21 protein-coding genes and 1 riboswitch are annotated in these 24,384 nt (G+C 43.7%); of the genes, 5 read left to right on the top strand and 16 right to left on the bottom strand.

Features of this window, described 5'->3' with window-relative positions; all coding sequences use genetic code 11:
* Positions 1–68 precede the first annotated feature (68 nt).
* The 3 genes from AC1EK3_RS01190 to thiC all read left to right on the top strand — a co-directional run bounded on the left by AC1EK3_RS01190 (position 69) and on the right by thiC (position 4,504).
* Complete coding sequence (locus tag AC1EK3_RS01190) at positions 69–917, top strand: methionine ABC transporter ATP-binding protein (protein WP_480033217.1); 849 nt, start codon at positions 69–71, stop codon at positions 915–917.
* 2 nt (positions 918–919) lie between these two features.
* Positions 920–1,600: a methionine ABC transporter permease gene (locus tag AC1EK3_RS01185; protein ID WP_480033218.1), complete on the top strand. Its 681-nt coding sequence runs from the start codon at positions 920–922 to the stop codon at positions 1,598–1,600.
* Positions 1,601–1,743: 143 nt separating this feature from the next.
* A riboswitch (TPP riboswitch) is annotated at positions 1,744–1,849 on the top strand.
* Positions 1,847–4,504 (top strand): phosphomethylpyrimidine synthase ThiC, encoded by a 2,658-nt coding sequence (gene thiC, locus AC1EK3_RS01180; RefSeq protein WP_480033219.1) that lies wholly within the window; start codon positions 1,847–1,849, stop codon positions 4,502–4,504. (Overlaps the previous riboswitch by 3 nt.)
* A 541-nt stretch (positions 4,505–5,045) precedes the next feature.
* Here the strand turns inward: thiC and AC1EK3_RS01175 are convergent.
* The 6 genes from AC1EK3_RS01175 to hrcA form a co-directional block, all read right to left on the bottom strand.
* Positions 5,046–5,582, bottom strand: a complete 537-nt coding sequence (locus AC1EK3_RS01175) for a peptidylprolyl isomerase (protein ID WP_480033220.1) — start codon at positions 5,580–5,582, stop codon at positions 5,046–5,048.
* A gap of 130 nt (positions 5,583–5,712) precedes the next feature.
* A complete protein-coding gene (locus tag AC1EK3_RS01170) occupies positions 5,713–6,543 on the bottom strand; it encodes an inositol monophosphatase family protein (protein ID WP_480033221.1) in 831 nt (276 codons plus the stop codon).
* A gap of 242 nt (positions 6,544–6,785) precedes the next feature.
* Positions 6,786–7,439 (bottom strand): phosphoserine phosphatase SerB, encoded by a 654-nt coding sequence (gene serB, locus AC1EK3_RS01165; protein WP_480033354.1) that lies wholly within the window; start codon positions 7,437–7,439, stop codon positions 6,786–6,788.
* 25 nt (positions 7,440–7,464) lie between these two features.
* Entirely contained in the window at positions 7,465–8,448 is a 984-nt protein-coding gene (fmt, locus tag AC1EK3_RS01160) for a methionyl-tRNA formyltransferase (protein WP_480033222.1), read from the bottom strand.
* 82 nt (positions 8,449–8,530) lie between these two features.
* Positions 8,531–9,682 (bottom strand): molecular chaperone DnaJ, encoded by a 1,152-nt coding sequence (gene dnaJ, locus AC1EK3_RS01155; protein WP_064340191.1) that lies wholly within the window; start codon positions 9,680–9,682, stop codon positions 8,531–8,533.
* A 91-nt stretch (positions 9,683–9,773) separates the two neighbouring features.
* Positions 9,774–10,790, bottom strand: coding sequence for a heat-inducible transcriptional repressor HrcA (gene hrcA, locus AC1EK3_RS01150; RefSeq protein WP_480033355.1), 1,017 nt, complete (start codon positions 10,788–10,790; stop codon positions 9,774–9,776).
* Positions 10,791–11,009: 219 nt separating this feature from the next.
* On the opposite strand from hrcA, the gene tkt reads away from it, so the two are divergent.
* Both tkt and tal read left to right on the top strand, forming a co-directional pair.
* Complete coding sequence (gene tkt, locus AC1EK3_RS01145) at positions 11,010–13,109, top strand: transketolase (protein WP_480033223.1); 2,100 nt, start codon at positions 11,010–11,012, stop codon at positions 13,107–13,109.
* 208 nt (positions 13,110–13,317) lie between these two features.
* The gene (gene tal, locus AC1EK3_RS01140) at positions 13,318–14,421 is read left to right on the top strand and encodes a transaldolase (protein ID WP_016798447.1); all 1,104 of its coding nucleotides are present in this window, start codon (positions 13,318–13,320) and stop codon (positions 14,419–14,421) included.
* 198 nt (positions 14,422–14,619) lie between these two features.
* On the opposite strand, the gene AC1EK3_RS01135 is transcribed toward tal, so the two are convergent.
* From AC1EK3_RS01135 to whiA, 10 genes are all read right to left on the bottom strand, one after another.
* The gene (locus AC1EK3_RS01135) at positions 14,620–15,801 is read right to left on the bottom strand and encodes a zinc ribbon domain-containing protein (RefSeq protein ID WP_480033224.1); all 1,182 of its coding nucleotides are present in this window, start codon (positions 15,799–15,801) and stop codon (positions 14,620–14,622) included.
* 542 nt (positions 15,802–16,343) lie between these two features.
* Positions 16,344–16,862: a hypothetical protein gene (locus AC1EK3_RS01130; RefSeq protein WP_480033225.1), complete on the bottom strand. Its 519-nt coding sequence runs from the start codon at positions 16,860–16,862 to the stop codon at positions 16,344–16,346.
* A gap of 58 nt (positions 16,863–16,920) precedes the next feature.
* Positions 16,921–17,490, bottom strand: coding sequence for a hypothetical protein (locus AC1EK3_RS01125; RefSeq protein ID WP_480033226.1), 570 nt, complete (start codon positions 17,488–17,490; stop codon positions 16,921–16,923).
* 84 nt (positions 17,491–17,574) lie between these two features.
* Positions 17,575–18,093, bottom strand: a complete 519-nt coding sequence (locus AC1EK3_RS01120) for a hypothetical protein (RefSeq protein WP_480033227.1) — start codon at positions 18,091–18,093, stop codon at positions 17,575–17,577.
* A 130-nt stretch (positions 18,094–18,223) separates the two neighbouring features.
* Complete coding sequence (locus tag AC1EK3_RS01115) at positions 18,224–18,784, bottom strand: hypothetical protein (protein WP_480033228.1); 561 nt, start codon at positions 18,782–18,784, stop codon at positions 18,224–18,226.
* A gap of 358 nt (positions 18,785–19,142) precedes the next feature.
* On the bottom strand, positions 19,143–19,979 hold the full coding sequence (locus tag AC1EK3_RS01110) for an HAD family hydrolase (RefSeq protein WP_480033356.1): 837 nt from the start codon (positions 19,977–19,979) through the stop codon (positions 19,143–19,145).
* Positions 19,980–20,043: 64 nt separating this feature from the next.
* Positions 20,044–20,292, bottom strand: a complete 249-nt coding sequence (gene secG, locus AC1EK3_RS01105) for a preprotein translocase subunit SecG (RefSeq protein WP_004119067.1) — start codon at positions 20,290–20,292, stop codon at positions 20,044–20,046.
* 61 nt (positions 20,293–20,353) lie between these two features.
* Positions 20,354–21,160 (bottom strand): triose-phosphate isomerase, encoded by an 807-nt coding sequence (gene tpiA, locus AC1EK3_RS01100; protein WP_064340411.1) that lies wholly within the window; start codon positions 21,158–21,160, stop codon positions 20,354–20,356.
* Positions 21,161–21,377: 217 nt separating this feature from the next.
* Entirely contained in the window at positions 21,378–22,583 is a 1,206-nt protein-coding gene (locus AC1EK3_RS01095; RefSeq protein WP_464410438.1) for a phosphoglycerate kinase, read from the bottom strand.
* 846 nt (positions 22,584–23,429) lie between these two features.
* Positions 23,430–24,377, bottom strand: a complete 948-nt coding sequence (gene whiA / locus AC1EK3_RS01090) for a DNA-binding protein WhiA (RefSeq protein WP_004119060.1) — start codon at positions 24,375–24,377, stop codon at positions 23,430–23,432.
* Between the last annotated feature and the right edge of the window lie 7 nt (positions 24,378–24,384).

The raw sequence follows: 24,384 nt of genomic DNA, 5'->3' as shown, positions 1-24,384 counted from the left end.
TAGTTAGTAACTCTAGTTAGTAACAAAGTATATTTCACACAGAAAGCAATAATCTGTTAAGGAAAAGCATGATTCAGATCGAACATCTTCACAAAAGCTACGGCAAAGGTAGCAAAGCGAATGAAGCATTACACGACATTAATCTGACTATTGAATCGGGAGAAGTATTCGGAATCCTTGGTTCTTCTGGTGCAGGAAAGTCTTCGCTAGTTCGTTGCATGAATCTGCTTGAGCGACCAACTTCTGGCAAAATTATTATTGACGGAAATGATATTAGCGAAGTAAAAGATAAAGAACTTGCAAAAGTACGCACTAATATTGGCATGATTTTCCAGAATTTTAGCCTTTTCCAGCAGCGTACAGTATTGCGAAACGTCACTTTCCCATTAGAGTTAAATCACACTGCAAAAAAGGAACGAGAAGAACGCGCAAACTACTTGCTTGACTTAGTTGGTTTAAAAGATTTTGCAAACCGCTACCCTAGCCAGCTTTCAGGCGGACAGCAGCAGCGCGTAGCAATTGCACGAGCATTGGCGAATAATCCGTCGATTATGCTTTGTGACGAAGCAACAAGCGCACTTGACTCCACAACTACTGCGCAAATCCTTGATTTATTGAGCCGAATTAACCGCGAACTCAACGTAACGCTTGTTATTATTACGCATTCGCTGGCTGTAGCACGAAATATTTGCGACCGAGTTGCAATGATTGATGGCGGACGCATTGTGGAATTAGGTGACACTGATACGCTTTTTGCAAATCCACAAAGCGATATTTTGCGAACTCTTATTGCAGATGAAAAACAGGAAAATCATCGAGCTAAAATTGCAAGCACGATTGCAAGCGAGCTTAACAATAAGCCAACAAACGCACAAACAGACGAACAAACAAACGCGCTTACCAATGAGGTGAAATAACAATGTTAGAAGCTGCTACACAATTTTTTAACGAATACGGCGACTTACTTATTGAAGGCGTGCAAGACACACTCGTAATGACATCAGTTGCAACACTTTTTGCATACCTTATTGGACTTCCAGTTGGCGTACTTCTCATTACAACAAACAAAAAAGGCATTTGCCCTAACGCTCCAATTAACGCAGTTCTAGGCTGGATTGTTAACATCGTGCGTTCTGTGCCGTTTATTATTTTGCTAGTTGCAATAATTCCTTTTACTCGTCTCATAGTTGGCACTTCTTTAGGAGTTCCTGGAGCTATTGTGCCACTGGTAATTACAGCTGCACCATTCGTTGCTAGAGTAGTTGAACAATCTTTAGCAGAAGTTGACGGAAGCTTAATCGAAGCAGCACAAAGCTTTGGAGCAAGCAAATTACAAATTGTTTGCAAAGTATTGCTGTGGGAAGCTTTGCCTTCGCTAATTCGCGGAGCTGCACTTACCTTTATTACGCTTTTTGGATTCTCAGCAATGGCTGGAACAGTTGGCGCAGGCGGACTCGGAGATATTGCAATACGATACGGATACCAGCGTTATCAATATGATGTGATGACAGTTGCTGTTATTCTTTGTATTATTCTCGTACAGATTGTGCAAAGCTTGGGAGATTTTATTTCACGCGCAATCAATCATCACGAACGCTAAAGAAAATACAAATATATTAAAACTAATCTAACTGTCTGCGCGAAATAATCGTTCAGACAGTTTTATTTTTAATTGCAATCTTTTATTGCAACATACCTTTTACTTATTAAGTGCACGTACTCGTGTAAAATACAGAGGTCACAACATTTTTGCGGGGGTGCTTTCGAAAGAAGGCTGAGATGGTATTAGTTTGCCTAACCCTTCGAACCTGTTAGTTAATACAACGTAGGGAGCAACGATTTTAGTATGACATCGAATTATCCGTACGCATCAATGCGTAATCAATTTAATCTAAGCGCCTGCTTTATTGCAGACCCACAAGCTTGTAATAATCGTCCGCTTACCGATATCGTCGATGATGCTTTGCGCGCTGGAGCGACTTTCATTCGTCTTCATTGCAACAATGAAAACGCTAAAGAAATCACTACTATTGCACGAGATATTGCACAAATCATCGAAGACAATAACAAATGCGATTCTGTAACTTTTGTTATCGATGAACGTGTTGATGTCGTTTGGCAAGCTCGCAATCAAAGCATCAAAGTTGATGGAGTGCATTTAGCACAAAGCGACATGGAGCCTAGAGAGGCTCGCGCACTTCTTGGCGAAGATGCTGTAATCGGCTTATCTGTTGAAACAGAAAGCTTAGTTAAAGTAATAAACGAACTTCCAGATGGTTGCATTGATTACATTTGCGTAACAGCAATGCATAATCCTGAAGAAGGGTACGAAAGTACTACTGCTGCTTACGAGTTGGAAGCAAACCACACAACGCTGGACGAAGCGAAAATTAATACGATTTGTTCAGCAAGTGATTTCCCAGTTCTGGTTGGCGGAAGAACTGCGATCGACGATATCGATATGATCGCTCACACTAAGGCTGCAGGATGGTTCGTTTCTGAAGCACTGTATTCTTCAGAAACACCGGAATCAACTATGCGTGAGTTTGTTGAACATTGGAAAGCTGTTCGTGGAGAAGAAAAGCACGGCTATGCTAAGCGAGTAATAGTTTCTGAAAATTCTGAATCAAAATCTTCAGAAACTCAAGAAAAGAAACCAACTTTTATTAACGCTAAAGAAGCAAAGGATGCTGCGAAATTAGCTAAACAACAGCGAGTTGACATTGCAGCTCGCGGTTGCACTCAGCGCGATAAAGCTCATATTCGCAAAACAACTCCAGTTCATTTTGAGTATGAATATGGTTCTTACGATTTGGAAGTTCCTTATACAGAAATTAAGCTTTCTGACACTCCTGGCGTAGGCCCTAACCCGCCTTTTAAGGATTACAATACTGAAGGTCCAAAGTGCGATCCGAAGGAAGGCTTGGCTCCGCTTCGCCTTGACTGGATTCGCGACCGCGGTGACGTTGTAGAGTACGAAGGACGCAGGCGCAATCTTCAAGACGATGGCAAGCGCGCAATTAAGCGAGGCAAAGCTTCTAAAGAATGGCGCGGTCGCACGCATAAGCCAATGAAGGGCGCGGATCATCCAATTACGCAAATGTGGTACGCTCGTCACGGAATTACTACTCCGGAAATGCAATATGTTGCAACGCGCGAAAATTGCGATGTAGAGCTGGTTCGCGAAGAAATTGCAGCAGGACGCGCTGTAATCCCTTGCAATATTAACCATCCTGAAGCTGAGCCTATGATTATTGGCTCGCGCTTCTTAACTAAGCTCAACGCAAACATGGGTAATTCTGCTGTTACGTCGTCTATTGACGAAGAAGTAGAAAAGCTTACGTGGGCCACGAAGTGGGGTGCGGATACCGTTATGGATCTTTCCACCGGTAACGATATTCACACAACGCGCGAATGGATTTTGCGTAACTCCCCTGTTCCAATTGGAACAGTTCCAATGTATCAGGCTTTGGAAAAAGTTGAGGATGATGCTTCTAAGCTCAGCTGGGAACTTTTCCGCGACACTGTTATTGAGCAGTGCGAGCAGGGCGTTGACTACATGACTATTCACGCTGGCGTGCTTCTTCGCTACGTGCCGCTTACTGCAAACCGCGTAACCGGTATTGTTTCTCGTGGTGGCTCAATTATGGCTGAATGGTGCTTGCAGCATCATCAAGAGAGCTTCTTGTACACGCACTTTGAAGAATTATGCGAGATTTTCGCAAAGTACGATGTTGCATTCTCTTTGGGCGATGGTTTGCGTCCAGGTAGCTTGGCTGATGCTAACGATGCGGCTCAGCTTTCCGAGCTTATGACGCTTGGCGAGCTTACGAAGATCGCTTGGCAGCATGACGTGCAGGTGATGATTGAAGGCCCTGGTCACGTGCCGTTCGACACTGTGCGTATGAATATTGAGATGGAGAAGGCGATTTGCCAGAATGCTCCATTCTATACGCTTGGTCCTTTGACTACGGATACTGCACCTGGCTACGATCACATTACTTCCGCAATTGGTGGCGTGGAGATTGCGCGATACGGCACTGCAATGCTTTGCTATGTGACTCCTAAGGAGCATTTGGGATTGCCTAACAAGGACGACGTGAAGCAAGGCGTGATTGCGTATAAGATTGCTTGCCACGCAGCTGATCTTGCTAAGCACCATCCACATGCTATGGATCGCGACAACGCAATCAGTAAGGCTCGCTTTGAGTTCCGCTGGTTGGATCAGTTCAACTTAAGCTACGATCCGGATACCGCAATCGCCTTCCACGACGAAACACTTCCTGCAGAGCCAGCAAAAATGGCTCACTTCTGCTCGATGTGCGGACCAAAGTTCTGCTCGATGGCTATTTCGCAAAATATTCGTAAGCGTTTTGGCGGAGCAGCTCAGCAGGAGCAGCTTGTTGAAGAAGCACGCAGTCAGGCAATTGCCGATGGTATGAAAGAGATGAGCAAGAAGTTCCAAGAATCCGGCTCATCGCTGTATCAAAGCGTGAAAGCATAAAGTGCTGAAGTGCAGAAGTGCAGAAGTGCAGAAGTACGGAAGTGCGGAAGCGCTGAAGTGCGGAAGTACGGAAGTGCGGAAGCAAAAACTGAATTGCAAGTGCTTCAATAACGATACTTACAACGGATAATAATAGAAGAAGGTTGATATAACCCAAAGCGAGTTTTATAGTGAGCTATTACGCTTGCTATAAGACTCGCTTTCTTTATATCCGCATTTAGATTCTATTAATCCGACTTTTTCGTTGCGCGCTTGTAAAGTTTCTGCCGCTTTCTGGCGCGCAAACGACCTTTTCGTTACACGCGCGCAAAGTTTCTGCCGCCTTCTGGCGCGCAAACGACCTTTTCGTTACACGCGCGTAAAGTTTCTGCCACCTTCTGGCGCGCAAACGACCTTTTCGTTACACACGCGCAAAGTTTCTGCCGCATTACAGCAAAAATCCGACCTTTTCTGTACATAAGCGTATAGAAAAGGTCGGATTAGTAATTAAGAACTGTAGTATTAAAGAATATTAAAGAATATTAAATCAAATAACGTTTAATCACAAAACTTCAATAGAAATAATACCTACAGGCTCAAGAGGAGCATCAGATCGATCCGTTGCAACAGCCTCGAGCTTATCGACAACCGCCTTCGATTCATCGTCAGCAACTTCGCCGAAAATTGTATGGTGACCGTCAAGCCATGGAGTTGGCACAGTTGTAATGAAGAACTGCGAACCGTTAGTACCATGCAAACGACCGTCACGACCGCGACGCTTTCCAGCATTTGCCATAGCGAGCAAATAAGGCTTATCAAACTTCAAGGATGCGTCAATTTCATCGTCAAACTCGTATCCAGGACCGCCAGTTCCGTTACCAAGTGGGCAGCCACCCTGAATCATGAAGTCCTTAATAATGCGGTGGAAAGTTAAACCATCGTAAAATGGCTCATTCGAAGGTTTTCCACTGAATGGGTCAAGCCACTCGCGCTCGCCGGTAGCTAATCCAACGAAATTTTTGACGGTTTCAGGCGCGTTACTGTCAAACAAATTGATTTTTATATCGCCTTCAGAAGTATGCATAATAACTGTAGTCATATTTGTAATCTTTCCATATATTCGCGACTACTTTAAACGCTTGAGTCGAAACGCTTAAGTTGGTTTTAGATATAAAATTCCCTCGCCTACTGTAGTGAATTCGAAGCGAGGGGACGGCTTAAAGATTTAGTTACTTAAGATACGGCTTTAACTCGTTAATAAGCAAACCGTTAGAAGCAACCACATCATTTTCCTTGCGCCAATGAATAGGGCTTCCATCCCACTGACAAACCTGACCCTGCGCCTCTAGCACAACCACAGCACCAGCAGAAACAGCTGGAATATCCCACTGATGCAAATGCGGCTCAAAATAAGCGTCGTACGTGCCGTCCGCCACCTTGCACAAGTCAAGAGACGCAGGCCCAATGCGCTTAATATCCGCAGGGCATCCTTCTTCAACAGAAGCAACTACGCCAAGCGCGCGCTTAGATTCACCAGGTATATAAGACATTCCGTAGCAAACCACAGATCCTTGCAAAGTAGAAGTTGTGGAAGGCGTAATCTTCTCGCGCTTCTCTCCTTGCGGAGTCTTACGAACACGAATAGCACCCTGACCCTTTGCAGCCAAATAAGTCAATCCCAACGCAGGAGCGTGTACAACACCAAGAACCGGACGAGTGGAGCCTTCATCGTTAAACTCAAAAAGCGAAACCGTAAGAGTCCACTCAGCCATATCGCGATTAAAATTAATAGCGCCGTCAACGTTTCCAACGCACCAAAAACGGTCTCCCGGATTGCACTGCTCCGGCCTAGTTTGCCAAAAACCTTGGAAAGGATTCACATAAGTCAAACGATTTTGAATAAAACGCACGAGCTTATCGCCAAAACCAGATTCAGATTTATTAGGATCACCCAACGCAATCGACGTCATATCTTGAGGGCTTAATTGATCCTGATACGCATGTTTACCAACATCTTCCAAAATACGCGCAACTTCAAGCGCAACTTCTCGTAAATTCAACTTACACTCCCTACCCTAAATGCATAAATTCCCGTATTTATGCACGCTCTCTCTCCTATAAATTAACTTTATTTTACTCACTTAATAGAAAGATCCACCAACACATTTAAGCTCTGTGGTTAAAAGATACAGAACTTTCACAAAAAAATTTAATCATTAATCTTTAATCATTGCTTCATTATTTTACATTGCTTATGTACATTCATCAACTTTTCGTTCTATAAATGCAAGAAATCCTCTTATTAATTCGCATTCAAAAAACGCAATACAGCGCTTAAATCGCGAGTAAGAATGCGGTAAGGAGTGGCCGCTTGAACCGCTGGTTTTGCGCAAAAAGCTACGCCTAATCCAGCGAATTTAATCATTGAAATATCGTTCGCTCCATCCCCCACGGCAACAGTTTGCTCGCGATCAATTCCAAGATTAGTTGCCCAAGTTCTAAGCGCTTCAACTTTTGCATTAGCATTAACAATATTTCCTAGCACGTTGCCAGTAAGCTTGCCGTCAATAGACTCTAAATGATGAGCCGCCCAAAAATCAATATTCAAACTCGGCAAAAATTCGTCCAAAATCTCGTGAAAACCGCCAGAAACTGCGCCAACTTTCCATCCGTGTGCGTGAAGCGTGTCAATTAAAACATTCGCGCCTTTAGTTACGTGAATTTTAGAAATAATACGCTTTTTGCACTCGTCAAGATTCAAATCGCGAAGCATACTCACACGCGAACGCAAGGAAGTATCGAAAGTGATTTCGCCACGCATTGCGCGCGCTGTAATCTCAGAAAGTTCATCTCCGCATCCAGCTTCTGCACCGAGCAAATCAATAACTTCTTCCTCAATAAGCGTTGCATCAACATCCATAACCAAAAGCCCCGGTTTAGACAAAGTTGGCAACATCGAAGAAAAGTTCATACTCATAATTTTATGCGCAGTAAGCTGCTGCCGAAAGCCTGGCTCCGCGCGCCCAGTCGGCCGCCTTCATAGCTTTCTTACCTTGCGCTTTTACTTCCAAAAGCTCAAGTGCGCCGCTTAAAGTACCGACCCAAACTTGCTTCTTGCCAGCAAGCAATTTTCCAGGATCAAGCTTCATCAATTCCTCACCATGCGGATCGTTAGCATCTGCAGGAACTGCACGTAAAACATGCAAAGTAATCGGCTCTGCGTTATTCTCATCGTCCGCGTGAAGCTCGCACCACGCACCCGGATTTGGCGTACAAGCGCGAATTTGACGATCAACAGCAAAAGCTGGCGCATGAAAATCAATGTGAGCATCTTCAACAGTGATTTTTTGCGCAACTTCTTGAGGAGTTTGCTCTTGCTCAACCGGCACAATTTCACCAGTTTCCATGCCACGAAGAGATGCTGCAAGAAGCGGAGCGCCGTCGTTTGCAAGTCGCGCAAGAAGATCGCCAGAATTTTCGTGAGTCTCAATTTTTGTAGTAAACTGCGCCAAAATAGGCCCGCAATCCATGCCGCGTGTAATGCGAAAAACAGTAGCACCTGTAATGTCATCCCCAGCCCAAATGGCGCGCTGCACAGGAGCTGCACCTCGCCATTGCGGAAGAAGCGAAAAATGAAGATTATACCAGCCGAGCGGCAACGCGTCTAAAACATTCTGGCGCAAAATCTTGCCGTACGCTACAACTGCTGCAGCTTTTGCACCAGTTGCCGCAAGCTGTTCAAGAAACACATCTTCATCTTTAGGATCCGATTCAAGCACTGGCAAGCCGAGCTCGAGAGCAGCCTGTTTCACAGGGCTTGGCACAAGCCTTCTGCCGCGACCAGTCGGAGCGTCCGGTCGCGTAAGAACAGCGCGAACATCAAAATGCTCACTATCTTTAGATAACTCGCGAAGAGATGGAACCGCAACTTCCGGAGTTCCAGCAAACAATATTGGTAATGCCATATTTCCCCACTATTTTAAATTAAAGCCGTAAATTAAATCCGTAAATTGAATACGTTTAAAGTAGTAAATTACAGCCGTAAAATCAGCCGGCAAAAGCTTCCTTTAATTTACTAAAGAAACCTTTGCGCTCACTCGACTGCTCACTTAACGAATGCTGCTGCACTTGCTTCACAGAACTATCATGCAACTTAGCAAATTTTTCAATCAAAGAACGCTCTTCATCATTCAACTTGGAAGGCGTTTGCACTAGAACATGAACCACGATATTTCCGCGATCTTTAGAACGAAGCTTCGTTACACCAAGATTTGGCAAAGTGATAGTGTCTTCGTTTTGGCAGCCTGCAGGAATAGTTATTTTTTGAGCACCATCAAAAGTGTCGATTTCAAGACTGCGACCAAGAACAGCCCAGCTCATAGGAACTGTAATCCAGCAATGCAAATCATCCTCGTTGCGAGTAAATTGCTTATCTGCACGAATATGAATATCAACGTACAAATCGCCAGCAGGACCGCCGCACTCACCAACGCTTCCTTGAGAAGCTAAGCGTAAACGACTGCCATCACGAATTCCAGCCGGTACGTTCACACCAACTTCACGAATTGAACGCACGCGACCATGACCGTGGCAGTTTTGGCAAAGATTCTTAATAATCGTGCCATGACCTTCGCAATGCTCACAAGGCATCGAAGACATCATTTGACCGAGCATAGTGCGCACAACTTTTTGGCAGAAACCAGAACCGTGACACACCGAGCACTGTTCTGGAGCGGAATTGTCGGCAGAACCAGAACCAGAGCAATCCTTACAAACACCAAAAGTAGTTAAACGTACGCTAACATTTCCACCAAAAATAGCGGTTTTCAAATCAATCCGAGCCTCAGCTAACGCATCGTCGCCAGGCTGCACACGCGAAATTGGTCCTTGCGAATTGCCGAAAGAGCCACCAAAGAATTGGCTAAAAATGTCTCCCATTCCCATGTCTGCAAAACCAGCACCTGAAGCTCCGGCACTTCCTGCAGAAGGATCGTTAGGATCAACACCCATGTCTACCATTCGACGCTTTTCAGGATTAGAAAGCACGTCATAGGCAGCATTTACTTCCTTAAACTTTTCTTCAAACTCAGCGCCTGCAATATCAGGATGATATTTGCGGCTCATCTTGCGGTAGGCTTTGCGAATTTCGTCGTCGCTAGCATTGTGATCAACACCTAGAACTTTGTAGTAATCAGTCAATTAATTCCCCTTTTACCTTTTTCTAAAAACATTTTTGCATAAGGCACAGCCAGACATAAGCCGAATAACCAGCCATAAACCAGCCATGTTTTTATGAATTTTCGGATATAAACGAATTAAGGTAGCGCGCAACAGCCCTAACAGCAGTCATCGTTGCAGCATAATCCATATGCGTAGGACCAATTGATCCAATAAATGCAGAGTCAGAATCAGCATTGTAGCCGTAAGCGCTTGTTACAACAGAAGCGTTAAGCAAACCAGGAGTATGCGTTTCCGAGCCGATTGCAACACTAACACCGCTTGCACAATCGCTTGCTTCCTCACTTAAAGAAGTCATAAGTCGCATAATAACAGCCTGCTCTTCGAGCGCGTCAAAAAGTGAAGCAAAATCAACAATACTTTGTCTATGCGCAAGTTGAGAAGCTCCGGCCATATATAAGTCGTGAGCATGCTCACCGTCATGCATGTCTTCTAAAGCGTTAGCAAGTTGACTAATAATTTGCAAAGCTGATGCTAAATCCTTGCGATTTGCGAGCGCATAAACGCGTTTTGCTGCAGATGAAAGGGATAGCCCAATGCAGCACTCATTAACCATATTAGTTAGATGCAACAAGTCATCTGAATTTATATTAGTTGCTTGAATCATGTGCTGAGCTACGCCTCCAGCATCTGTAATCACAACAACCAAAAGCGTAGAAGACGATACTTGAACAATCTCAATTCTTTTTACTTTTGACTTAGACAATGCTGGAGATGCTACTAGAGCGACTTGACCCGTAATACTTGCAAGAAGACGTGCGGAACGTTGCAAAGTATCTTGTAAACTGACAGATCCGCTTAAAAAGTTACGTATAGCGCGACGCTGCGGTTCAGAAAGCGGAATAACAGAAGCCAAACCGTCAACAAAGTAGCGATAGCCTTTTTCAGTAGGAATACGACCTGCAGAAGTGTGCGGTTGAACAAGGTATCCCTCTTCTTCCAAAGCCGACATATCGTTACGAATAGTAGCTGAACTCACACCAAGCTGATGATGCTTTGCAAGAGCCGCAGAACCAACAGGCTCTTGAGAACGAATATAATCCTCAACAACTGCGCGCAAAATCATCATGCGTCGTGACTGCATTACCACTCCTTACAAACACTCTAAATACTATATTCCTATAGTAGTCTATTTCTTAGCACGCAACAGAACATAAAAGCAAACTTTTGACACACTTTGTAACATATTCGTCGCGCGCGAAAGATAGGATTGAAGGGCAATGAGAGGGTAAAAAGCCAGCGTAAGCTGTGCTTAAAAACCCGGATTATTGGAAGGAAAGTAGATCACATGACCGATTTCAACTGGTCTGCATTAGACGAGCGCGCCGTAAAGATGGCGAAAGTTCTCTCGGCTGATGCTGTTGAGCGAGCAGGACACGGACATCCTGGCTCCCCTGTTTCATTAGCACCGATTGCGTACACATTGTACCAGCATTTCATTAAGCACGATCCTGCTGACCCAAAGTGGGCTGGCCGCGATCGTTTTATTCTTTCTGGCGGTCACGCTTCGCTTACGCAATACGTGCAGTTGTTCTTCTCTGGATACGGCTTGACTCTTGACGATCTCAAGTATTTCCGTGGCGGCGCAGACACGCGTACTCCAGGTCACCCAGAATACGGCTTGACTCCAGGCATCGAAATAACTACTGGCCCACTCGGTCAGGGTCTTGCTTCTGCTGTTGGTTTTGCTTATGGTCAGCGCTTTGAGCGCGGTCTTCTTGATCCAGAAGCTCCAGCTGGCACTTCCCCATTCGATCACAAGGTTTGGGTTATCTGCGGCGAAGGCGACGTTGAAGAAGGCGTTTCTTCTGAAGCTGCTTCCTTGGCTGGAAACCAGAAGCTTGGCAATTTGACTGTAATCTTCGATGCAAACCACATTCAGATTGAAGGCGATACTAAGCTCACCTTCTCTGAGGATATTCTTGCTCGTTACCGTGCATACGGTTGGTACACCGATGAAGTTAGCTTCATCCAGCCAGACGGCTCCTACAAGGAAGACGTTCAGGCTTTGGCTGCAGCTATTGAAAAGGCTCAGGAAGTTACCGATAAGCCTCACTTCATTAAGGTTAATACTTTGATTGCTTGGCCAACTCCAGGCAAGACAGACAACGAAGCTTCCCACGGCTCTAAGCTTGGCGAAGAAGCTGTTAAGGGCTTGAAGGAACTTTGCGGTTTCGACCCAGAAGTTCAATTCCCAATCGACGAAGAAGCTTTGGCTCACGCTCGCAAGGTTGCAGAGCGCGGCTTGGCTGCTCACAAGGTTTGGGACGAAGCTCTTGCAAAGTGGGCTGCCGCCAACCCAGATAAGGCTGCTCTCTACGAGCGCATTAAGGCTGGCAAGCTTCCTGAAGGCTTCGACAAGGCTATTGACGACTTGGTTGCTGGCTTCGAAGTTGGCTCTAAGGTCGCTACACGTAAGGCTTCCGGCGCAGTTCTTAACGCAATTGCTGCCGTTATGCCAGAACTTTGGGGTGGTTCCGCTGATTTGGGCGGCTCCAACAACACCAACATTAAGGGTGCTGACTCCTTCGGTCCATCCGAGGATGCAACTCGCACTTGGCCAAACGTTTCCGAGTACGGTCGTCAGCTTCACTTCGGTGTTCGCGAGTTCGCAATGGGTGCTATTACCAACGGTATTTTGCTTGGCTCTGACACTCGCCCATTCAACGGCACCTTCTTCCAGTTCTCTGATTACGAGCGTCCAGCAGTTCGCTTGGCTGCTTTGATGGAGATTCCAAACCTCTACGTTTGGACCCACGATTCCGTAGCTTTGGGCGAAGATGGTCCAACTCACCAGCCAATCGAACACTTGGCTGCTTTCCGCGCTATTCCTCAGCTTGAGGTTGTACGCCCTGCAGATGAGTACGAAACTGCTGAAGCTTACCGTTACTTCTTCGAGAAGAAGAACAGCTACCCAACCGCTATGATTTTGACCCGCCAGGGCGTTCCAACCCTCGCTGAGACTGCTGAAAAGGCTCGCGAAGGCGTAAAGCACGGCGCTTACGTTTTGGTTGATTGCGAAGGCACTCCAGACGTAATCATCATGGCAACCGGTTCCGAAGTTCAGTGGGCTGTTGCTGGTGCCAAGACTTTGGCAGCTGAAGGCATTAAGGCTCGCGTTCTTTCCATGCCATCTCTCGAATGGTTCGAAGAGCAGGACGAAGAGTACAAGGAAGCAATCTTGCCAAAGTCCGTCAAGGCTCGCGTTTCTATCGAAGCTGGCTTGGCATTGCCTTGGTACAAGTATCTTGGCGATTGCGGCAAGGCTGTTTCTATCGAACAGTACGGCTTGCAGGGTGACGGTGGTCAGAACATGATCGACTTGGGCATTACTGCTGAGCATGTAGTAGAAGCTGCTAAGGCTTCTATTGAAGAAGCTCGCGCTTAAGATAGAAAGTAAGCAAAATAAAACTTGATGTATCAAAATAAAATTGATTCATCACAAAACTAGAAGTGCTAATTTAGTAACTTCACAGAAACAGCGACGGCGTGTTGATGCCGAGCTACCGTTGGTTCGACATCAACCGCTGTTTCTTGTAAAAACGCCAAACTACCGACGTGCCCCAATTGGTGGAGCACAGTGTTAAGGAGATAACATGACTGAAGCAACGCAGCGCACCAGCGATTCCGGCGTTTCTATTTGGTTGGACGATTTGTCCCGTACCCGCATTGAGTCCGGCTCTTTGCAGGATTTGATTGCTAATAAGAATGTTGTTGGCGTTACCACCAACCCATCCATCTTCCAGAAGGCTTTGAGCCAGGTTGGCCCATACGACGCACAGCTTAAGGAACTCGGCAAGGTCGACGTTGAAACCGCTATTCGCGAGTTGACCACCACCGATGTTCGTAACGCAACCGATATCTTCCGCGAGATCGCTGAAAAGACCGACTTCGTTGACGGCCGCGTTTCCATCGAGGTTGACCCACGCTTGGCTCACGATACTGCTAACACTGAGAAGCAGGCTGAAGAGCTTTGGGCAAAGGTTGATCGTCCAAACGTTATGATCAAGATTCCTGCAACTTTGGAAGGTCTTCCAGCTATCACCGCTACCCTTGCTAAGGGTATCTCCGTGAACGTAACCTTGATCTTCTCCCTCGAGCGCTACGAGCAGGTTATCGACGCCTTCATCGAAGGTATCGCTCAGGCTGCTGCTAACGGCCACGACTTGAAGCACATTGGTTCCGTAGCTTCCTTCTTCGTCTCCCGTGTTGATAGCGCTGTTGACAAGCTCCTCGAAGCTAACGGTTCTGCTGAAGCTAAGGCTCTTGAAGGCAAGGCTGCTGTTGCTAACGCTCGTTTGGCTTACGAACTCTTCGAGAAGAAGTTCGCTGCAGACCCACGTTGGGCTGAGCTTGAAGCCAAGGGCGCAAAGAAGCAGCGTCCACTTTGGGCTTCTACTGGCACCAAGAACGCAGCTTACTCCGATTGCAAGTACGTTGATGAGTTGGTTGCTGAGCATGTTGTTAACACCATGCCAGAGAAGACTTTGAACGCTCTTGCTGATCACGGCAACGGTGCTGCTTCTATTAAGGGTACTTACGAAGAGAGCCACGCTGTTATGAACAAGCTCGCTGAGCTTGGCATCAACATCAAGGACGTTACCGACAAGCTTGAGGCTGACGGTGTTGCCGCCTTCATCAAGTCTTGGGATTCCGTGATTGCTGACGTGCAGTCCGGCATCGATCGCGTAAACGCCTGATGCTTATATAGCGTCTTACTTTTCGCGTAAAACATAAATAAAACCGCATCCCACTTTTGGAGAATTCCTAAGTAGGATGCGGTTTTTGTTTAACTTACAAAGTGTTCGAGCAGCTAATAACTTAATTAATACAGTCACTTAATTAATACAGCTTAATCACTTAATAGACTATAGCTTATTAATACAGTTTAATATAACTTAATCATTGTCGTCATCGCTATAGGAATCGCTACTATTGTCGCTACTATCGTCGGAGGAAGAATCGTCGTCCGATGAAGAACTATCGTCGTCCGATGAATAGTCATAATCGTCAGAAGAGGAATCGTCGTCGTCAGACGAATAATCATCGAAAGGATTCGGCAAATCTGAACCTACTTCACTTTGACTTTGCTCAGAAGTATCAACAGTATAAGTATGATCATCTCCATTTTTATCGGATATCGTGAAATGATAAATGCCAGAATAAACATACAAAGTGCACGAATCATCATATAATGAACAATTTGTAATAGTAAAGTTTTCACCGTTAACTTTGATATTTCCAATACTAGAAACATTGTTAACCTTAATCTCATCTGCTAAAGATCCAATATCAATAACATATTTTTTAAAAATTAAAAAGTCCGTTCCACTAGGTCTAAGCAATAAATTCTTATTTACTTTTTTACCATTAACTTCATACGTTACGTTAACTTTGTAACAAGTATCCGTATTTACATTTAATCCTCTTGGCCCAAAATCTCGGGCTTCATCAACACTTTTAGACAATCCTGCAATACATTTATATTGGGACGTATAATTAATTACAAATCCTGAAGTCTTAGATTCCTTAGCATAATTGTCATACAATAAACCATAACTACCGTTAGTTTGGAAGCCACTGAGTCCTATAGATTTCTCATATTCAGAAGTAGAACTAGTATAGTGACCCGCAGAAATCATGTTCATATACTTTTTAACAACAGCTGTAGGAGAATAAACTAAATTATCAATAAGAACATACGCACCACCAAGCAAAACAACAAGAGCAGCAAAGATACATGATGCTATTTTTATTTTTTTTATTCTCGACTTTTTAAGCATTGCATCATAGTCTTGAACTTCAAAAGCTTGAGAATAATCCTGCTGAGGCACAGCGCCTGCTTGATACGCATAATCAGAACCATATTGCTGATTTTCAGAACCATATTCATATTGCGGAGTATTTTGATACACCTGAGTTGGAGAATACTGTGTAGTAGTCTGCGTTGGAACAGCCTGCGTATATTGCGTTTGTGTGTTTTCATATTGATGATTATTGCCATCAATTAAACCACCGCAAGAATCACAAAAGATAGAATCATCCTTGTTACCTGCTCCACATAGGTTGCAATATTTCATAAGCTATTCCTCTACTCTTTTACTCATTTGCAATAAGAATTTGCAACATGATTAAGTTATATATATGCACTTATATTTATTATTTTAAACCAATAAATTAGCAAAAACATAATAAATTATTAATAAAAACTATATTTAGCTAATTAAAATTACTCACCTAATTTAAGCTACTCACCTAATTTAAACGACTTAAGCTACTTAAGCTACTTAAGCTACTTAATCGTATTCCAATCAAACGGCTGTTCTACTAGATAGTACGCATTTCACAAAACGAACAATCGTCTTCAAGATTGCTACCACACTGTATGCAAAAAGCCATATCTAACCTTCTTTATTGTTCTCTCGACACTTACAAATATACTCCAACAACGCAGCAACAGCTATAGCGCACTTACTTTAAATGTTAAAGAAACAGACACGCGCGCAGTACGGTTACTGCACAAGTGTCCGATTTTGCAGATTTTCGGACACGCGCGCAGTACGGTTACTACACTCGTGCCAGAAACAAAATAAGCACCACGCTACATCCCAGTAACGCTTAATTAATTCTTTCGAGAGTTACCATATTGAATCATATCGTTAACACTATCTCTACTAATCAAGAGTATAACGCGACAATATTTAGATGAGTCGATGTTGGAATTAATGTTTGCAAACATACCTGGATTATATATTCCACCGCACTTATCGGAAGAGTTATATCTCATGAATACTCCGTAGTCTCCATGAAAATAATAACCTACGTGTGGTTTCTTCTTATCATAATAAGTTTTAAATACTTTTAATTCATCTTTTAAAGCAGAATCATTCGGAGCAATAGAATCAGCTAAACAGTTTGCTTTATTATAAAAATCATCAAAAGACGAGAAATTATTCTTTATATAAATATCTTCCTTATTATATAACGGTTCCTTAGAAAGCTCGGTTATACCACAATTATTAGCAACTAAACTAATATTATTAACTACATTGTTTTTAACACTATTACCGTCTGAGCCGCAACTGCACAAACACATTACAACAACAGCCATTGCAACAGATGCAAACACTCTCTTAAACATACTCAAAAACTCCTTCGCATAAATAAAACCAACTACTTACTACCATTACGTTTAATAATCACTTCAAAAAATACTTGTTAAAATTATCAAAACTTAAAACACGAAATTCAACTGCGTCATCCTCAACGCGTAACATCATTACATACGAACGTCCAACATAATTAATAAACGAGAGGTTATTTTCTTTAAGATAGTCCTTAAGATTATCAGGATTACACTTGCTAAGTTTTCTCTCAATTTTAGAAGCTAATTCTAAAGCCTTAGGATCATCATGATTTAATCCTCGAAGAATACATGGAATATCTTTAGTCAATAAATGAAAAGCCTTACTACTCATTTCTTTAGAATAATCATGTGTATCATCGTCATCAGGGTCAATATATTCCATATCTAACGCGTAGCCATCAGAGAAAGCTCCATTGTCAATGACATTACTTTCGGGGATATTGCATGCAATAACTGTCTCTCTAAGAGTTACATTTTTAGAATGGTTAGTTACATTGTTAACAGAACCCGCAACAGTACCACTATTTTGAACAGACTCACCACATGCGCTCAAACCACACATGCAACCAAGAGCCACAACCAAACAACCCGAAACAAGCCTATACTTACGCTTCACCTTCACACTCCTTATCACTACTTCGCGCTAGTTTGCACAACTTCGCGCTACTTAACGCTACCTTGCAATATTTAAAAAATTCCGCAATATTCATTTCTTTTGATCCAACTGATCAAGATTGAACTTGTTTAAATCTTCTTTCGTCATAATGAGAATAGAATTAGAACAACTTTCCTTATATGGATTTTTACCACAATTTAATAAAGGCAATGACCAGTTGTATAACCTAGAATCTTTAAAATCATCATTGTATTGTGCAATTGCAACAACATCCGAGTTTAAATATCTAAAAGAATTTTCAGTATCATATGAACCAAGAAAACTGATATTATCTTGATTTGAGGTAGAAATATTAGATTTTAGCAAGCACAATTTAGTTTTATTAAAATCCTTAAACGTTTTAAAACCCTTAATAATAGCCATATTGTATTTAGAATATACAGGATCCTTCATGACTTTTAATCCACACTCTGCAGCCAACGACTTAATAGGATCTACCGACGTACTCGAAGAATTTATTTTATAATTATTCTCACCGCAACCAGATAAACCTGTTAAGGCTATTGATAAAGATGCTACAAAATATATAAATTTTTTTGCTCTACTCATAACTACTAATAACTCCATTATTTATACATATAAAAATCTAATAATCAATGTCTGATGCCGATATTATGAAATACGAACTAACTCAATAATATTCTTTTGACATTAAACAGATAATTAGCCAATAAAATACTTATTTAACTTTATCTATATCTATTTCACTGTATGTAGAATATATATAATATGCGCTACTAAGATATGGTGGCATATACTTGGTATAGCCATCAGTATCAGCAGAGAAAAAAGAACTGATATCTGAAGATGCTATCTTATCACTGAATTTCTCTGCAATCGGATCTCCAGGATTGGCATTTTTTATAGCACAAGCATAATCTCTCTTAAAGGTTTCTCTTTCGCTAGAACTATCCTGATCTTCACCTATAGTAAGTGAGTCAGGTGCAGAATTTGAACTATGAGAGCCCAAAGACTCGAGACGCCAAAACTTGAAATTACATTTTTTAGCTATATCTTTAAGAGATACATTTTTTGACGAATTCTTACTACTGGAGTCATTAGAAACGGAAGAACTGCTCGTAGAATCCAAAGCATTAGTAGATTCAAAACCACCATTAGAAGGCATATAGCTAGCAGAAGGCTCACCGCACGCACTCAAACCACACATGCAACCAAGAGCCACAACCAAACAACCCGAAACAAGCCTATATTTACGTTTCACCTTCACACTCCTTATCACCACTTCGCGTTAGTTTGCGCAACTTCGCGCTACTTAACGCTACCTTGCAGCATTAGCTATATTTCGCGATATTTCTCAGCATTTCTCAGCATTTCGCAATATTTAAAAACATAGCAAAAGCAAAATTTTCTCTCGACACTTACAAATATACTCCAACAACGCAGTAACAGCTATAGCGCACTTACTTTAAATGTTAAAGAAACAGACACGCGCGCAGCGCGACGACCTGCCTGAGAGCATAGAGCGTAGCGCGCGAAGGCAACTCGGAGCGGAAACTCGCTTAGGTTGGAAGTCCAGTGGACTTCCAACGCGAGTTTCGCGCGAGCGCCAACTGCACTAGTAACGAAAGGTGGGTTATTCACAATCTAGTAAAAAGGTTTGAATTAAGCCAGTTGGCAACGCCGTCGTCATTGTTGGAAGCGCAAATTTCGTCCGCAATCGCAAGCAAACGCGGATTACTATTCGCCACCGCTACCCCGTAGCCGCCGGCACGGAACATGTCGATGTCAATAATATCGTCGCCAAAAACAACAGTACGGCTAGGCTTCACGCCCAAACGATCGCAAATAACGTTCAGTGCATGTCCCTTGTTTGCAAGAGGATTCGTGAGCATCCATAAAACGTCTTCGCTAATATGCAGCGAAAAATCGTCTGGAAGAATGCGCTGAAGCTGCTCCTTCTCGCTATCTCGCGGAACAATAATTATTTTGTCTGCAGTTCCGCGCGGCACATTCGAAAAGTCTGTAATAACAAAATCCTGTTTGCTCCAAAGCATACGAACATCAAAATTCGTGTAACGAACATCATTCATCACAACTCCAAGACGCAATGTAGGGATTTTATCAAGCAAACGCAAACACACATCGCAAGCATGCTTAGAATCAAAACCAAAACGTAATAATGTGCTTATTTCACGCTGAGAAGTAAGCTCCGAAATCGTGCTATTAGCGCAATCAAAATCGATTAACGCGCCATTGAGATACGCACAAACTTGAGCATTTAAATCGTGAATAAAATCAAAAGCACTTCCGACAGGACGAGCCGTAATAATCGCAAGAGGAATTCCGTTTTCGCGCAAACACTTAGCTGCTTTCACAGTTTCGTTGCTTAAAAAGCGACTTTCAAAAGTATCGGCATCGTGAAGCATGGTGCCATCAAGATCCGCAATTACTAAAGAAGGAGAAAAACGCATAATATTAAACACTTATATAAATAAAAAGCGCACAATCTGACGACCATGCGCTTTTCAAAAAGAATACTCAGATGAGCGAGAACTTAGTCATTAAGTTTAAAGCCACAATCACAGCAACCCAAATTAATGCAATAATAACTGTCCAACGATTTAAGTTCTTTTCTGCAACACCAGAGCTACCAGCGTTCTTCGTTAAACCGCCGCCGAACATGTCGGAAAGTCCGCCGCCCTTGCCCTTGTGCATCAAAATTAACAATGTGAGCAAAATGCTAGTGAGCACAAGCAACACCTGCAAAATAATCTTCACAGTGGACACAACCAACCTCCTGTTTTACAGTACTCGATTAAGTTTAATAATAACCTTTGACCGCTTAAGCTTATTTAGTCTCTAAACGTGTTTGCGCAGCCGTTAGTCGCACAATATTAGCAAGTTCTTGCGCATCAAGAGAAGCGCCACCAATTAAGAATCCATCAACATCTGGCTCAGCAATAAGACTTGAAGCATTAGAAGAAGTTACAGATCCGCCGTAAAGAATACGGACAGTATCTGCAACATCGTCACCGAACGTAACGCGCAAGTCTTCACGAATAGCCAATGCAGCTTCCTGAGCTGAGTTAGCAGTGGCAACCATACCCGTACCAATTGCCCAAACCGGTTCGTAAGCAATAATTAAACGCTTAGCTTGCTTAGCATCCAAATCGCGCGTTACATCATGCACTTGCCCTACAGCAAAATCGAGCGCAACACCCTGTTGACGTTCTTTAAGACTTTCACCAACGCAAAGAATTGGCTGCATTCCTGCGGCAAGAACAGCTCGAACTTGATCAACTATATTTGCATCATCTTCAGGATGATACTTGCGTCTTTCAGAATGACCAACAATAACCATTGAGCATCCAAGACTTGCAAGCATATCTGCAGAAACATCACCAGTAAAAGCACCTTGAGCAGTAACAGAAACAGCTTGAGCTCCGTACAATATTGGCAAATGATCAGACTCAACAAGAACTTGCACGCTTCTTATTGAAGTAAAAGAAGGCATAAGTGCAATTTCACAATCGTGGTAGTCGTAATGCGCGTCACGCAGCAGCCACGCAAATTTTTGTATAAAATGCGTAGCTTCGCGGTGATTGAAATTCATTTTCCAATTACCAGCGACTAACGGCTTTCTTTTGGAAACCATAATCACCCTTAAAAGTTTACGATTGAGATTAATAGTATTGCGCAAATTAGTGTTATGCCGACCTCGATTTACAAAGCGGATTCATAAAATCGAAAGTCGGCATAAGCGGAAATATTTAGTTTATACTTGCTCGCGTAAATATTACTTACTCAAGCAATACTACATGCTCAAGCAACATTACATGCTCAAGCAATATTATTTACTCAAGCAACATTAATTACTCAAGCACGCTCAAACCTGGAAGAGTCTTGCCTTCCAAGAACTCGAGAGAAGCGCCGCCGCCAGTAGAAATGTGCGAGAAGCCATCTTCTGGGAATCCAAGGTTGCGCACTGCAGAAGCAGAATCGCCACCACCGACGATAGTGAAAGTGCCGTTCTTAGTTGCATCAACCAAGCCCTGGGCTACAGCGCGAGTACCGGCTGCAAACTCTGGAACCTCGAACACACCCATAGGACCGTTCCAAACAACAGTCTTGGAGTCAACAATCTTGTCGTGGAAAAGCTTCTGAGAGTCAGGACCAATATCCAAGCCCATCTTGTCTGCAGGAATAGCGTCTGCTGGAACTACTTCTGGAGCAACTGGAGTATCACCTGCTGGGAAGCCAGCATTCACAACAATATCGGTTGGAAGTACAAGCTCAACGCCGTTCTTCTTAGCGGTTTCAATGTAGCCCTTAACCTTCTCGAGCTGATCTTCCTCAAGCAAAGAAGTACCAACTTCGTGACCCAAAGCCTTGAGGAATGTGAACACCATACCGCCGCCAATAACAAGACGATCAGCCTTAGAAAGCAAGTTCTCAATAACGCCGAGCTTGTCGGAAACCTTGGAGCCGCCGAGAACAACAGTCAAAGGACGCTCTGGGTTTTCAGTTGCGCGAGAAAGTGCCTTAACTTCCTTCTCAACAAGCAAGCCTGCAGCTGATGGAAGATCGGCAGCAACATCGTAATTTGAACCCTGAGCGCGGTGCACAACACCAAAGCCATCGGAAACAAATACTTCGCCAAGAGAAGCAATCTTCTTAGCGTAAGCTGCGCGCTCGGAAGCATCCTTGCTGGTTTCTTCGGCGTTGAAACGTACGTTTTCAAGCAAAACAACGTCGCCATTATTCATGGCAGCTACCTTAGCTTGAGCATCTTCGCCGTAAGTGTCTGCAGCCAAAACAACATTTGTGCCGAGCAATTCACCTAAACGCTGCGCAACTGGAGCCAAGGAAAGCTCTGGAACAACCTGACCCTTTGGACGACCAAGGTGAGCCATCAAAATCACCTTAGCACCCTGCTCACGCAAAGCCTTAATGGTTGGTAAAGCAGCACGAATACGACCATCATCAGTAATCGTCGTATCCTTGAGAGGAACGTTAAAATCAGCGCGAACCAATACGCGCTTACCACTCAAATCTCCCAAATCTTTCAGTGTCTTCATTGGTATCCTTTCCAAACCATATTGGCTTACCATATTTGACTTACATACTGGCTTACCGTGCCGGCTTACTTCGTTCAACAAAACGCAAAATCAGCCTCAAACATCAACACATTGCCGGGTGCAATTATACCGCACATCTTCAACAATCCATATGAACAACGCAGCTTTGCACCAGCGCTCCTGCGAGCACTTCTCCTGTTTATTAGCGACACTAGCCTTCGCGCTGCTGCACACACCACGCCAAGAATAATCTCCCAACCACCAAACAACCCGCAGCTTAATTTCGCTACTCTAGTTGCACTTAGTAAACCACGCAGTTGCGTAACTTTCTGCACGAGTCTATGAGTTTTGTGTTGACGTTTAGTGTGTTGAGAGGCTGGAAAAATTGTGTTCAGTGCTAAAAGAGGACTGAGAAGCTACATTCTTTAAAGAAAGGCGAACACAATAAACGCCTTTAACAGCCAAAGCGACTGAAGGACGGGACGCGCGAGGAGAGAAATCCCCCAAAACTCGCGACACAGCAAACGGGAACTCACTCAACGGTAAAAAGGAATCCACCAATCTCGCGCTGCGAGACAAGTAACACCCACCACTCACAATCACAAAAAGAAACCCGCCGCCAAACGCCACCCAAAACCAAAAAACGGCAGAAACTTTACAACGCTGTAAAGAAAAGGTCGGATTAAGACGATAAAACGGCAGAAACTTTACAGGCGCGCAAAATAAAGGTCGGTTGCGCGCGAAAAAACGGCAGAAACTTTACAGCGGTGTCAAGAAAAAGTCGGCTACGAGCTAAAAAACGGCATAAACTTTACAGTTACGCACACAAATCACGCAAAATCAGCATTAAAGCTGCTGCATACGCGACTTCTCAACCTTCGCCGAAAGCTGCAAAAGTCTACGAATTCGTCCTGCAATCGCATCCTTTGTAATAGGAGGATCAGCCAAGTGACCAAGCTCTTCCAAACTTGCGTCGCTATGCTCAAGACGAAGCTTTCCAGCCATCAACAAATTATCTGGAATATCGTCGCCCAAAATATCGAATGCGTGACGAACCTTTTCGCATGCCTCAGCAGCAGCCTTAGCGCTACGACGCATATTCGCATCGTCAAAATTAGCCAAACGGTTTGCTTTTCCGCGAGCTTCACCGTCCGAACGCTTACCGGTCCATTCGCGAGCAGAACGAGGAGCACCAATCAGAATCAACATTCGCTCAATTGCGTCAGAATCGCGCAACGTCACTCGCTCAGAGCTACGAACCTGACGAGCCTTGGCGCTAATGCCAAGTCGCGCCGCCATAGTTTGCAAAGCATTTGCAGCCTCATGAGTTGGGCAAACAACTTCCAAATAGCTAGCTTTGCCAGGATCCGAAATAGCACCGTGAGCCAAGAAAGCACCACGCCAAGCTGCTTTGATTTGGGCGATACTTCCACCAACAATCTCAGGTGCAAGACCTGCAACAATTCTCATACGTCGATCAAGAAGACCAGATTGCAAAGCCAATGCTGCAGCACCACGCTCAACTACAACGTCATAGCGAACTACAGTGCCCGTAGGAGTTTGACGAGAAACTTGAGCAATTGTTGCTTCCCTCTGGAAATGAGTTTTCAATACCTCAACAAGCCACTGAGCTGCGCGCTGAGAATCTAACTGAGCGCGAATAACAGCCTGATTATTTACTGGCCTTAAGCCGCCAGCAAAGCGCATCATTGCTGCAGCTTGAGCCATAATGACAGTCGGGAGCTCATTGTTGTTTGAAACGAGTTCATTTTTGACGTCGTCAAGAAGAGCCAAGGGACAA

It is taken from the genome of Gardnerella sp. C0026F2 (assembly GCF_056590715.1).
Note: the sequence above shows the minus strand (reverse complement) of the source record. Positions and strands in the feature narration are given on the sequence as shown.

Excerpts from the sequence above, each read along its gene's own strand:
- hrcA (WP_480033355.1), bottom strand. The coding sequence starts at position 10,790 with ATGATGATTTTGCGCGCAGTTGTTGAGGATTATATTCGTTCTCAAGAG.
- AC1EK3_RS01185 (WP_480033218.1), top strand. The coding sequence starts at position 920 with ATGTTAGAAGCTGCTACACAATTTTTTAACGAATACGGCGACTTACTT.
- serB (WP_480033354.1), bottom strand. The coding sequence starts at position 7,439 with ATGTTGCCAACTTTGTCTAAACCGGGGCTTTTGGTTATGGATGTTGAT.
- AC1EK3_RS01130 (WP_480033225.1), bottom strand. The coding sequence starts at position 16,862 with ATGTTTAAGAGAGTGTTTGCATCTGTTGCAATGGCTGTTGTTGTAATG.
- AC1EK3_RS01135 (WP_480033224.1), bottom strand. The coding sequence starts at position 15,801 with ATGAAATATTGCAACCTATGTGGAGCAGGTAACAAGGATGATTCTATC.
- AC1EK3_RS01095 (WP_464410438.1), bottom strand. The coding sequence starts at position 22,583 with ATGAAGACACTGAAAGATTTGGGAGATTTGAGTGGTAAGCGCGTATTG.
- AC1EK3_RS01120 (WP_480033227.1), bottom strand. The coding sequence starts at position 18,093 with ATGAGTAGAGCAAAAAAATTTATATATTTTGTAGCATCTTTATCAATA.
- tpiA (WP_064340411.1), bottom strand. The coding sequence starts at position 21,160 with ATGGTTTCCAAAAGAAAGCCGTTAGTCGCTGGTAATTGGAAAATGAAT.
- AC1EK3_RS01190 (WP_480033217.1), top strand. The coding sequence starts at position 69 with ATGATTCAGATCGAACATCTTCACAAAAGCTACGGCAAAGGTAGCAAA.
- fmt (WP_480033222.1), bottom strand. The coding sequence starts at position 8,448 with ATGGCATTACCAATATTGTTTGCTGGAACTCCGGAAGTTGCGGTTCCA.
- AC1EK3_RS01175 (WP_480033220.1), bottom strand. The coding sequence starts at position 5,582 with ATGACTACAGTTATTATGCATACTTCTGAAGGCGATATAAAAATCAAT.
- tkt (WP_480033223.1), top strand. The coding sequence starts at position 11,010 with ATGACCGATTTCAACTGGTCTGCATTAGACGAGCGCGCCGTAAAGATG.
- thiC (WP_480033219.1), top strand. The coding sequence starts at position 1,847 with ATGACATCGAATTATCCGTACGCATCAATGCGTAATCAATTTAATCTA.
- tal (WP_016798447.1), top strand. The coding sequence starts at position 13,318 with ATGACTGAAGCAACGCAGCGCACCAGCGATTCCGGCGTTTCTATTTGG.